This is a genomic window from Mycolicibacterium diernhoferi, assembly GCF_019456655.1.
GTDB lineage: Bacteria > Actinomycetota > Actinomycetes > Mycobacteriales > Mycobacteriaceae > Mycobacterium > Mycobacterium diernhoferi.
Genome location: NZ_CP080332.1, coordinates 4,944,583 through 4,956,111, shown reverse-complemented (window position 1 = coordinate 4,956,111; position 11,529 = coordinate 4,944,583). Strand labels below are relative to the sequence as shown.

At 69.0% G+C, this 11,529-nt stretch carries 10 protein-coding genes; 5 read left to right on the top strand and 5 right to left on the bottom strand.

Annotated features, from left to right (window positions below):
* Positions 1-15 precede the first annotated feature (15 nt).
* Positions 16-888, top strand: coding sequence for a 16S rRNA (cytidine(1402)-2'-O)-methyltransferase (gene rsmI / locus K0O62_RS23370; RefSeq protein ID WP_234800260.1), 873 nt, complete (start codon positions 16-18; stop codon positions 886-888).
* On the opposite strand, the gene K0O62_RS23365 is transcribed toward rsmI, so the two are convergent.
* The 5 genes from K0O62_RS23365 to metG form a co-directional block, all read right to left on the bottom strand.
* The gene (locus K0O62_RS23365) at positions 844-2,070 is read right to left on the bottom strand and encodes an aminodeoxychorismate synthase component I (protein WP_073858886.1); all 1,227 of its coding nucleotides are present in this window, start codon (positions 2,068-2,070) and stop codon (positions 844-846) included. The two genes, rsmI and K0O62_RS23365, sit on opposite strands and share 45 nt — an antisense overlap.
* A gap of 19 nt (positions 2,071-2,089) precedes the next feature.
* Positions 2,090-2,974 (bottom strand): RNA polymerase sigma-70 factor, encoded by an 885-nt coding sequence (locus tag K0O62_RS23360; RefSeq protein WP_073858885.1) that lies wholly within the window; start codon positions 2,972-2,974, stop codon positions 2,090-2,092.
* Entirely contained in the window at positions 2,971-4,134 is a 1,164-nt protein-coding gene (locus tag K0O62_RS23355) for an NAD(P)/FAD-dependent oxidoreductase (RefSeq protein ID WP_073858884.1), read from the bottom strand. Before K0O62_RS23355 ends, K0O62_RS23360 begins: the two co-directional genes overlap by 4 nt.
* A gap of 109 nt (positions 4,135-4,243) precedes the next feature.
* Positions 4,244-5,590, bottom strand: coding sequence for an NADP-specific glutamate dehydrogenase (gene gdhA / locus K0O62_RS23350; RefSeq protein WP_073858883.1), 1,347 nt, complete (start codon positions 5,588-5,590; stop codon positions 4,244-4,246).
* A 1-nt stretch (position 5,591) separates the two neighbouring features.
* The gene (gene metG / locus K0O62_RS23345) at positions 5,592-7,151 is read right to left on the bottom strand and encodes a methionine--tRNA ligase (protein WP_073858882.1); all 1,560 of its coding nucleotides are present in this window, start codon (positions 7,149-7,151) and stop codon (positions 5,592-5,594) included.
* A 24-nt stretch (positions 7,152-7,175) separates the two neighbouring features.
* On the opposite strand from metG, the gene K0O62_RS23340 reads away from it, so the two are divergent.
* The 4 genes from K0O62_RS23340 (at position 7,176) to K0O62_RS23325 (ending at position 11,373) form a co-directional block, all read left to right on the top strand.
* The gene (locus K0O62_RS23340) at positions 7,176-8,033 is read left to right on the top strand and encodes a TatD family hydrolase (RefSeq protein WP_073858881.1); all 858 of its coding nucleotides are present in this window, start codon (positions 7,176-7,178) and stop codon (positions 8,031-8,033) included.
* Positions 8,034-8,131: 98 nt separating this feature from the next.
* The gene (locus K0O62_RS23335; RefSeq protein WP_073858880.1) at positions 8,132-9,259 is read left to right on the top strand and encodes a resuscitation-promoting factor; all 1,128 of its coding nucleotides are present in this window, start codon (positions 8,132-8,134) and stop codon (positions 9,257-9,259) included.
* Positions 9,256-10,197 carry a 16S rRNA (adenine(1518)-N(6)/adenine(1519)-N(6))-dimethyltransferase RsmA gene (rsmA, locus tag K0O62_RS23330; RefSeq protein WP_073858879.1) on the top strand — a complete coding sequence of 314 codons (942 nt, stop codon included), beginning with the start codon at positions 9,256-9,258 and terminating at the stop codon, positions 10,195-10,197. The genes K0O62_RS23335 and rsmA overlap by 4 nt, the downstream gene beginning before the upstream one ends.
* 213 nt (positions 10,198-10,410) lie before the next feature.
* The gene (locus K0O62_RS23325; RefSeq protein WP_073858878.1) at positions 10,411-11,373 is read left to right on the top strand and encodes a 4-(cytidine 5'-diphospho)-2-C-methyl-D-erythritol kinase; all 963 of its coding nucleotides are present in this window, start codon (positions 10,411-10,413) and stop codon (positions 11,371-11,373) included.
* Positions 11,374-11,529 lie beyond the last annotated feature (156 nt).

Genomic DNA, 11,529 nt, shown 5'->3' with positions numbered 1-11,529 from the left:
TCGTAGGCTTTCCCTGTGTCAGACCCCGAGTCGCTGCGCTCCGGCCCGCCGAAACAAGACGGCCGACTGCTCCTGGGAGCCACCCCTCTGGGCCAGCCCGGGGACGCCTCGAAGCGGCTCGTCGAGGCGTTGGCGACGGCGGACATCGTCGCGGCCGAGGACACCCGCCGGGCCCGCACGCTGGCCGCGGCGCTGGACGTCACGCCCGCCGGCCGGGTGCTGAGCCTGTTCGACCAGAACGAAGCCTCCCGGGTGCCGTATCTGCTCGACGAGATCCGCGCCGGCGCCACCGTGCTGTTGATCAGCGACGCGGGCATGCCGCTGATCAACGATCCGGGCTACCGGCTGGTGACCGCGTGCGTGCAGGCCGGCCTGACGGTGAGCTGTCTGCCCGGCCCGTCGGCGGTGACGACGGCGCTGGCGGTGTCGGGGTTGGCCACCGACCGGTTCTGCTTCGAGGGTTTCGCGCCGCGCAAGCAGTCCGCGCGGCGCGGCTGGCTGAGCGAGCTGGCACGGGAGCAACGGACCTGCGTGTTCTTCGAGTCGCCGCGCCGGCTCGCCGACACTCTGCGCGACGCCGTCGAGGTGCTCGGCCCGCAGCGCGCGGTGGTGGTCTGCCGCGAGCTGACCAAGACGCACGAGGAGATCAAGCGGGGCACCCTCGGGGAGCTGGCCGACTGGGCGGCCGACGGGGTGCTCGGCGAGATCACCGTGGTGCTGGCCGGGGCGGTACCGCAGGCGGACGTGGCGACCCTGGTGGCGCAGGTGCTGGAGCTGTCCGCCGACGGGGCCCGGGTCAAGGACGCGTGCGCGCAGGTGATCGCCGCCAATCCGGGGGCACCGTCAAAGCGCGAGCTTTACGACGCCGTCCTGCGCGCCAGAGGCTAGCTGCACGGTGGGTGCCGCCTTGTGTAGGCACTCCTGCCACTCGGCGAGCGGATCGGAGTCGGCGGTGATGCCGCCGCCCACCCCGAGCACCGCCGCTCCGTGCGCGTCGAACTCGACGGTCCGGATCGCCACGTTCAATTCGGTACCGGCGCTGGGCGAGGCCAGACCGACGGTGCCGCAGTAGATTCCACGCCGTTGCGGTTCCCAGTCCAGCAGCAGCTCGCGCGCGCGGCCCTTCGGGGTGCCGGTCACCGAGGCCGGTGGGAAGGTGGCGTCGAGCACCTCGGCCATCGGCACCTGCACCGGGATGCGGGCCGCGACCGTCGACACCAGATGCCAGACGCCCGGCGCCGGGCGCACCCGCAACAGTTCCGGCACGGTGACCGACCCGGTGACCGCGAGGCGGCCCAGATCGTTGCGCACCAGGTCGACGATCATGATGTTCTCGGCGACGTCCTTGACCGAGGCGCGCAACCGCGCCGGCGACTCATGCAGGGGCAGCGTGCCTTTGATCGGGCTGGAGATGACCGACTCGCCGCGCCTGCGCAGGAACAACTCCGGGGACAGCGAGGCCACCGCACCCCAGCGACCGGCGATGTAGGCGGCCCGGGCCGGGGCGGTCCGGGCCACCGCGTCGACGAAGAAGTCCAGTGGGTCACCGGTGATCCGGCCGCGGAACTGGGTGCACACGCACGCCTGGTACACCTCACCGGCCGCGATCGCCTCCAGGCAGGCGGCCACCCCGGCCAGATGGGCGTCCCGGTCGGGTGCGGTCCAGTCCATCGAGTACCGCCCGGGCCGGGCTTCGCCGACGCCGGACAGCCAGTCGGGAAGGGCTGCCCCGGACAGGCTTTCGTGCCACCACAGGCCGTCGGCGTCCTGTCGCAGCACCGCATCGGACCAACCGCCCGCCGCCTCCGGGATGCGGGGCGCGCCGCGGCCGTCCGGGTAGGACAGGTAGCCGAACCAGCCGCCGCCGACAGCGGCCGATTCCCCGGGCGGCACGTCGAACACGTCGGTGCCCGACACCGCGTCCAGCGACGGGGCGATGACGGCCTTGGACCCGAACCAGTCACCGATCAACGCGGCCGGGCCCGCCACGCCGTGGCGGCGTGCGGCGTCGGCGACCCAGCGCAACACCCCGGGGGCGTCCCCGAGTGGGCCGAGTCGGTCGATTCGCACCGACCTAGCGTGTCAGAAGCTAGCGGCTGATCGCGCGGGGGATGGTCGCGGTGACGAGTTTCTCCGGGTTGCGCATCGCGTAGAAGTGCGAGATCCGGCCGTCGGTGATCTCGACGGTGATGATGCCCTCGAAACTGTCGCCGAGGTAGAGCTTGAGCGCGGGCGCATTGTTGTAGCTGGCCAGTTCGACGCGCCCGTCCTCGCCGGACATCCGGAACAGCCCGAGGATGAGCCGGGCCACCCGGTCCGCGCCGTGCACCGGGCGTCGCGCGGCACTGACCCGGCCGTCGCTGTCGGCGGTCCACACCACATCCGGGGCCAGCATGGCGATGAGCGCGTCGACGTCGCCGGTGGCGGCGGTCATGAAGAACTGGGCGGTGAGCGCCTCGGTGACTGCGGTGTCCACCGGTTCGAACCGCTTGCGCCGGGCGTGCACGTGCTCGCGGGCGCGGTGGGCCAACTGGCGGACCGCGGCGGTGGACTTGCCGACCGCCGCGGCGATTTCGTCGTGCCCGAACCCGAACACCTCGCGCAGCACGAACACTGCGCGTTCATCGGGGCTCAGCGTCTCCAGCACCACCATCATCGCCATCGACACCGACTCGGCCAGGATCACGTCCGAGCCGGCGTCCTGCGCGTCCACCAGCAGCGGTTCGGGCAGCCAGGGGCCGACGTACTCCTCCCGCCGCCGCGCCGCCGCGCGCAACGCGTTGAGGGCCTGCCTGGTCACCAGCTGGGCCAGATAGGACTTGGTGTCGCGCACCGTGTCCAGATCCACCTCTGCCCAACGCAGATAGCTTTCCTGCAGGACATCGTCGGATTCGGTTGCCGAGCCCAGGATTTCGTAGGCGATGGTGAACAGCAGCGGCCGCAGGGCGGTGAACCGGTCGGTGTGCTCGGTCATGCCCGGACGGCCTCGGTGCCGGCCAGGCGCCGGGCCCGCTTGCCGCCCTTGAGCCAGAAGTAGGCGCCGGGCCTGCGGGCCTCCTTGCGCAGGAACGACAGCGTGCCCTTGCACACCTGTTCCTTGATCAGCGCCGCGGTGCGGCCGCCGATGTACAGCGGGATCGGAGTGTCATCGGTGCGGGCGAGCTGGATGGTGCCGCCGTCCCGGCCGATGCTGATGCACTGCCCGGTGAAGGCCTGGTTGACCGGGGCGGGGTCGGTTCCGGCCAGCCGTGCCAGCACGGTGTTGGCGGCCTGGGCGCCCAGCGGCAGGGCGGCCTGGCAGCTCATCCGCAGCGGCAGCCCCGACGGTGCGGCCGCATCGCCGGCGGCGATCACCCGGGCATCGTCGATGCTGGTCAGTGTCTCGTCGGTGAGCAGCCGGCCCAGCTCGTCGGTGCGCAGACCGCTGTCGGCGGCCAGCTTGGGCACCCCGAATCCGGCCGTCCACACGGTCACCTCGGCGGCCAGCGTGCGCCCGTCGGACAGGGTGACCGCGTGGGCGTCGACGCCGGTCACGGTCGGGCCTTCGATGACGGTCACACCCAGTTCGGCGAGTTGTCTGGCGACCGACTTGCGGCCCGGCCCGCTCAGCGACGGTCCGAGGATCGGGCCCGTGACGAGGGTCACCGGCCGTGTCCCGGCGGACTCGGAGGCGAACTCCGAAGCCGCTTCGATGCCGGTCAGCCCACCGCCGACCACCACCACGGGTGCCGACACCGGGACGTCCTGCAGGCGTGCGGCGAGGCGGCGGGCATCCTCCAATTCGCCGAGGCGGTAAGCGGATTCGGGTGCCGCGCCGCTGGTGCTGCCGACCGCGTAGATCAGGTAGTCGTAGTCCAGGGCGGTTCCGGAGGCCAGCTCGAGGCGGCGGGCGGCGGTGTCGATGCGGGTGGCCTTGTCGACCACCAGCCGAACCCGCTCCCCGAGCAGTTCGGCGTAGTCGGCCACGGCGTCGTCAGTCCCGATCGCGAGCTGGTGCAGCCGGATGCGTTCGACGAACTCCGGCCGGGCGTTGACCAGGGTGACTTCGAGGTCCCCCCGCTGCAGCAGGTGGTTGGCGGCCAGCACGCCGGCGTAGCCGCCGCCGATGACGATGACGTGGGTCTTCTCGGTCATGGTGCTCTCCTGTCTGAGATCGCTATGCCCTCAAGACACCGGCACCGGCCGGAGTGTGACACCGCACCCGCAATTGTGGCCCAGATCACTGGATCGGGGCCCACGGCGGCTAAATCAGGCCCAGCGCCAGCATCGCGTCGGCCACCCGGATGAACCCGGCGATGTTGGCCCCGGCCGCGTAGTTGCCCGGCTGACCATAGTCATCGGCGGTGGTCAGACAGTTGTCATGGATGCGGCCCATGATCTCGGCCAGCCGGGCCTCGGTCTCCTCGAAGGTCCAGGAGTCGCGGGAGGCGTTCTGCTGCATCTCCAGCGCGCTGGTCGCCACCCCGCCGGCGTTGGCGGCCTTACCCGGTGCGAACGTCACCCCGGCCTCGGCGAAATACTTCACCGCGTCGGGGGTACACGGCATGTTGGCGCCCTCGGCGACGATCAGGCATCCGGATTCGATCAGCGCGGTCGCGTCCGTGCCGGACAGTTCGTTCTGGGTGGCGCACGGCAACGCGATGTCACAGGGCACCTGCCACACGCTGCGGCCGGTCACGAAGTGCGCATGGCTGCGGGCATCGGCGTACTCGGTGATCCGGCCGCGGCGCACCTCCTTGATCTCCTTGAGCAGGTTCAGGTCGACACCCTTGTCGTCCACGATGTACCCGCTGGAGTCCGAGCAGGCGACCACGGTGCCGCCGAGTGCCTGCACCTTCTCGATCGCGTAGATGGCCACATTGCCCGAGCCGGACACCACGACGCGCTTGCCGTCGAAGGAGTCGGATCTGGCCCGCAGGATCTCGTCGACGAAGAAGACCGTCCCGTACCCGGTGGCCTCGGTACGGACCTGGGAGCCGCCCCAGGTCAGTCCCTTGCCGGTCAGCACGCCGGCCTCCCAGCGGTTGGTGATCCGCTTGTACTGGCCGAACAGGTAACCGATTTCGCGTGCGCCGACGCCGATGTCACCGGCCGGGACATCGGTGTACTCACCGATGTGGCGGTAGAGCTCGGTCATGAAGGACTGGCAGAACCGCATGATCTCGTTGTCCGAGCGGCCCTTGGGGTCGAAGTCCGAGCCGCCCTTGCCGCCGCCGATGGGCAGGCCGGTCAGCGAGTTCTTGAAGATCTGCTCGAAGCCCAGGAACTTCACGATGCCCAGGTACACCGAGGGGTGGAAACGCAAGCCGCCCTTGAAAGGTCCGAGCGCGGAGTTGAACTCGACGCGGAAGCCCCGGTTGATCTGCACGGCGCCGCAATCGTCGATCCAGGGCACCCGGAAGATGATCTGCCGCTCGGGTTCGCACAGCCGGCGGACCACGGCGTTGTCGGCGTACTCCGGATGCTTGGTGACGACCGGGTCGAGGCTGGTGAGGACCTCGTAGACCGCCTGGTGGAATTCGGTCTCGCCCGGATTGCGCTGGGCCACTTCGTCATAGAGGTCGTGCAGTTTCTGGTGCATGCCGGTCATCTCACTCCGTTTGGTATCTCGGGAACACCCCTTCCGGGGTGGGTAAAGCGGTCCCGGCGCTCAGGCGGGCACCGATGGCGGTGAAGTCCCGCCGATCCGCCGGTTGGCCCAGGAGGTCGAGCAGTTTGGCGGTGGAGGAGGGCATCACCGGCTGGCTCAGCAGCGTGGCGATGCGGACGGTCTCCAGCGTCGTGTAGAGCACGGTGGCCATCCGCGCCGGGTCGGTCTTGCGCAACACCCACGGCTCCTGGGCGGAGAAGTACTTGTTGGCGGCGCTGAGCACCGACCAGATGGCGTCCAGCGCAAGGTGCATGGCCTGCTCGTCGTAGCACGCGCGCACCCGTTCCAGCAGCGCGTCGGCCGCGGCCAGCAGCGCCTCGTCCTCGGCGGTGAACGGGCCCGGCTCCGGCACCACGCCGTCGAGGTTCTTGGCCACCATTGACAGTGAACGCTGCGCGAGATTGCCCAATTCGTTGGCCAGATCGGCGTTGACGCGCCCGATGATGGCTTCCTCGCTGTAACTGCCGTCCTGGCCGAAGGGCACCTCGCGCAGGAAGAAATACCGCACCGCGTCCACACCGAAGGTGTCGACGAGCACCAGTGGATCCACCACGTTGCCCAGCGACTTGCTCATCTTCTCGCCCTTGACGTTGATGAACCCGTGCGCGAAAACCCTTCGTGGCAAAGGGATTCCGGCGGACATCAGGAACGCCGGCCAGTACACCGTGTGGAACCGGATGATGTCCTTGCCGATCATGTGCAGATCGGCCGGCCAGTACTTCTCGAACGATTCCGAGGCGGTGTCCGGGAAACCCACGCCGGTCAGATAGTTCGTCAGCGCATCCACCCACACGTACATGACGTGGTCGGGATGATCCGGTACCGGCACGCCCCAGTCGAAGGTGGTGCGTGAGATCGACAGGTCCCGCAGGCCGCCGGAGACGAAGCTGACCACCTCGTTGCGCCGCACATCGGGGCCGATGAACTCCGGATGCGCCTCGTAGTGGGCCAGCAGCCGGTCGGTGTACTCGGAGAGCTTGAAGAAGTAGGTCTGCTCCTCGGTCCAGGTCACCTCGGTGCCGGTCTCGATCGCGGTGCGTGTCCCGTCGGGCGCCACTTCGGTCTCGTCCTCGGCGAAGAACCGCTCGTCGCGCACCGAGTACCAGCCCTGATAGCTGCCCAGGTAGATGTCGCCGGCCTCGTTCATCCGGCGCCAGATCTCCTTGGACGCCGCGTAGTGGTCGGCGTCGGAGGTGCGGATGAAACGGTCGTAGGAGGCGTCGAGGCGTTCCTGCATCCGCTCGAACACATCGGAGTTGCGCTTGGCCAGCTCCGCGGCGGTGATACCGAGCTTGGCGGCCGTCTCGGCCATCTTCAGGCCGTGCACGTCGGTGCCGGTCAGGTAGCGGACGTCGTAACCGTCGAGGCGCTTGAACCGGGCGATCGCGTCGGTGGCGATGTACTCGTAGGCGTGCCCGATGTGCGGGTCGCCGTTGGGGTAGGCGATGGCCGTCGTGACGTAGAACGCGCGCGGTGCGGCGGACACAGAAGACTCAGTCATTTGGTCTCACCTTATGGTGTTGCGGTGAGCTCGAAAAAACGCCGGGAGAAGCCACCCGCCCCCGAGCCGCTGGCTCCGCTGATCGATGCGCACACTCATCTGGACGCCTGCGGGGCGGAAACCGCCGAGGACGTCGCGGCCATCCTGGACCGGGCCGGGGCGGTCGGGGTGCAGGCCGTCGTCACCATCGCCGACGATCTGGACGCGGCCCGCTGGGCCGCTGCGGCCGCCGACTGGGATCCGCGGGTGTACGCCGCCGTGGCACTGCACCCGACCCGGGCCAATGCTCTGGACGACGCCGCGAAAGCCGAGCTCGAGCGGCTGGCCGGGCACCCGCGGGTGGTCGCCGTCGGCGAGACCGGGATGGACATGTACTGGCCCGGCAATCTGGACGGCTGCGCCGACCCGGCCGAGCAGCGCGAGGCTTTCGCCTGGCACATCGACCTTGCCAAGCGCACCGGAAAACCGCTGATGATCCACAACCGGGACGCCGACGCCGAGGTGCTCGACGTGCTGGCCGCCGAGGGGGCGCCCGAGACGGTGATCTTCCACTGCTTCTCCTCTGACGCCGAGATGGCGCGTACTTGCGCAGGGAACGGTTGGCTGGTCAGCCTGTCCGGGACGGTCAGTTTCCGGAACGCGCACGCCCTGCGCGAGGCCGCCGCCGTGGTACCCGAGGAGCTGCTGCTGGTGGAGACGGATGCCCCGTTCCTCACCCCGCACCCGTTCCGCGGCGCACCCAACGAGCCGTACTGCTTGCCGTACACGGTGCGCGCACTGGCCGACATCCTGGACCGCAATGCCACCGAGGTCGCCGAGCTGACCTCGGCGAATGCGGTTCGCGCCTACAGGTTGGGTACCGTGTCGGGTTGGCGCGCGTAGCGGATATTCGTTACCGTCCTGTTATCGAACCCGGATTGCCTGAGCCGGTCAACCCGACCGTTCACCGGTGCCGCGTTCACAATTCTGGGACCACAGCTTTGAATGTTCTGAACAAGATTCATGAGACGCGCTCGCCGGCACTGCGGTTGGTGGTGGGTGCGCTACTGCTCACCCTGGTGTTTGCCGGTGGCGTCGCGGTGGCCTCGCACAAGACCGTCACGCTGAACGTCGACGGCACCGAGGTGCAGGTCGCGACCATGAAATCGCGGGTCATCGACGTCATCGAAGAGAACGGTTTCACCGTGGGCGACCGCGACGATCTGTTCCCGGCGGCCGACGCGTCGGTGGCCGAGGCGGACTCCATCGTGCTCCGGCGCAGCCGCCCGCTGCAGATCTCCCGGGACGGCCAGAACAGCACCGAGGTGTGGACGACCGCGAGCACCGTGCAGGAGGCGCTGGCCCAGCTCGCGATGACCGACACCGCCCCCGCCGCGGCCTCCCGCGGCAGCCGCGTGCCCCTGGCCGGGATGTCATTGCCCGTGGTCAGCGCCAAAACTGTGCAGCTGAACGACGCCGGCCAGGCGCGTACCGTGCGGCTGGCGGCCCCGAATGTGGGCGGCCTGCTGGAGGCCGCCGGGGTGCCGCTGCAGCAGCGCGACACCGTGGTCCCGGCGGCATCGTCGCCGGTCATCGAGGGTATGCGCATCGATGTGACCCGGGTGCGGATCCAGAAGGTCACCGAGCAGTTGCCGCTGCCGCCGGCCGGCACCCGCATCGAGGATCCGACGCTGAACATGAGCCGTCAGGTGGTCGAGGACCCCGGCACGCCGGGATTGCAGAATGTGACGTTTGCTGTCGCGGAGGTGAACGGCGTCGAGACCGGCAGACTGCCAGTAGCCAATGTCGTTCTGAATCCGGCTCGTGAAGCTGTGCTGAGAGTGGGCACCAAACCGGGCACCGAGGTGCCGCCGGTATCGCAGGGACACGTCTGGGATGCCCTTGCCCGGTGCGAATCGGGTGGTAATTGGGCCATCAATACCGGCAACGGATATTTCGGTGGTGTTCAATTTGATCAAAACACCTGGGAGCGGCAGGGCGGTCTGAGGTATGCTCAGCGAGCAGATTTGGCGACCCGCGAAGAACAAATCGCGATTGCTGAAGTGACGAGGGCACGCCAGGGCTGGGGTGCCTGGCCAACATGTAGCGCGAGATTGGGGTCATCGTGACGATCCGACTGCTCGGGCGGACCGAGATTCGGCACCTTGCCCGGGAGATCGATTTCCGGCCGCGGAAGGCGTTTGGACAGAACTTCGTCCACGATGCCAACACCGTGCGCCGCATCGTGTCCGCATCGGGTATCCACCGGCAAGACTCGGTGATCGAGGTCGGTCCCGGCCTCGGCTCGCTGACTCTGGGGCTGTTGGACCGGGGCGCCCGCGTGACCGCGGTGGAGATAGACCCGGTGCTGGCCCGCCAGCTCCCCAAGACGATCGCCAACCACTCGCACAGCGAGATCGGCCGGCTGACCGTCCTGAACCGCGACATCCTCACGCTGAAGTCCGAGGATCTCGACGAGATGCCGACCGCGCTGGTCGCGAACCTCCCGTACAACATCGCGGTGCCCGCGCTGCTGCACCTGCTGGCCGAGTTCCCGTCCATCAAGACCGTGATGGTCATGGTGCAGGCCGAGGTCGCCGAGCGGCTCGCCGCCGAGCCCGGTGGCAAGGACTACGGCATCCCCAGCGCGAAGGTGCGCTTCTACGGCGAGGTCCGCCGGTACGGCATGGTGTCGCCGACGGTGTTCTGGCCGATCCCGCGGGTCTACTCCGGTCTGGTCCGCATCGACCGCTACGAGGCGTCCCCCTGGCCGACCGACGCGGCGTTCCGCGAGCAGGTCTTCGAGCTCATCGACATCGGTTTCGCGCAGCGCCGCAAGACGTCGCGCAATGCTTTCGCCGAGTGGGCGGGTTCGGGCAACGAGTCGGCCGAGCGTCTGCTGTCGGCCAGCATCGACCCGGCGCGACGTGGCGAGACCCTCGGGATCGCCGACTTCGTCCGGCTGTTGCAGCGGTCCGGCGAGTTGGCGGGGTCGCACACGGCCGAGCCGGAGCCCGAGGCGGTCGAGGCGCCGGCCGAGCGCGCCAGCGATTCCGCACTGAGCTGAGCCTAAGCAAACCCGGTTATCCGGCCTGATCCGGTGGCGAATCATGTCGCCGCTGGAAAACCCGCACGTTTTACATCGGTGTGATTCTTGACACATCGTGGCGGCAAACATTAGCGTGGGTTTCCGGCGGCGGGATCTGACGAGGGGTATCTCAACGCTCATTGGTCGGAGCTCGACTGGTCGACATCTCCGGCGTGGCGGTAGTGTCGTCCGGTGTCTGCATCCGGCGGTGATACCGCAACCGAGTGGGTGCCCACCGGTTCGGTGACGGTGCGCGTTCCTGGGAAGGTCAACCTCTATCTGGCGGTCGGGGACCTGCGCGCCGACGGTTATCACGAACTCTGCACCGTCTTCCATGCCGTCTCGCTGTTCGACGACGTCACCGTGCGCACCGCCGACGTGCTGTCGCTGGAGATGTCCGGCGAGGGGTCGGAGTTCCTGCCCACCGATGAGCGCAACCTGGCCTGGCGGGCCGCCGAACTGCTGGCCGATCACGTCGGCCGGGCACCCGACGTGGCCATCTCGATCTCGAAGTCCATCCCGGTGGCCGGGGGCATGGCCGGCGGCAGCGGGGACGCCGCGGCGGTGCTGGTCGCCATGAACCACCTCTGGGAGTTGGGCGTGCCGCGCCGCGATCTGCACGCCCTGGCGGCGAAGCTCGGCAGCGACGTGCCGTTCGCCCTGCACGGCGGTACCGCTCTGGGCAGCGGGCGCGGCGAGGAGCTGGCGACCGTGCTGGCCCGCAGCACCTTCCACTGGGTGTTGGCCTTCGCACAGCAGGGCCTGTCCACACCCGCGGTGTTCGGTGAGATCGACCGGCTGCGGGAGAGCCCCGACCGCGGGCTGCCGCCACGCCTGACGGACGTCGAACCCGTGCTGGCCGCGTTGGCCTCGGGTGACCCGCAGGAGCTCGCGCCGCTGCTCGGCAACGATCTGCAGCCGGCCGCGCTGAGCCTGCGGTCCGATCTGCGCCGCACCCTGCGCGCCGGGGAAGAGGCCGGTGCGCTGGCCGGGATCGTGTCCGGTTCGGGCCCCACCTGTGCCTTCCTCTGCGCGTCGGCGGCGGACGCTGTGGACGTCGGGACGGCGTTGAGCGGGGCCGGGGTGTGCCGCACGGTGCGGGTGGCCAGCGGCCCGGTGCACGGGGCCCGAGTGGTGCCCGACCCGATGCGCTGAGCCGGCCAGCACTGCGTTGTGACACATGCCTCAATCGGCCCAAGCGTTTGGCAGTTACTTAAGGGTCTCTTAAGATGGTCGACGGTGGAAACTGGCCGGGTAACCGGTCGGTGACCACCGTTTCGAGACACAAATGCTTCCCAATTGTGTGTGCGC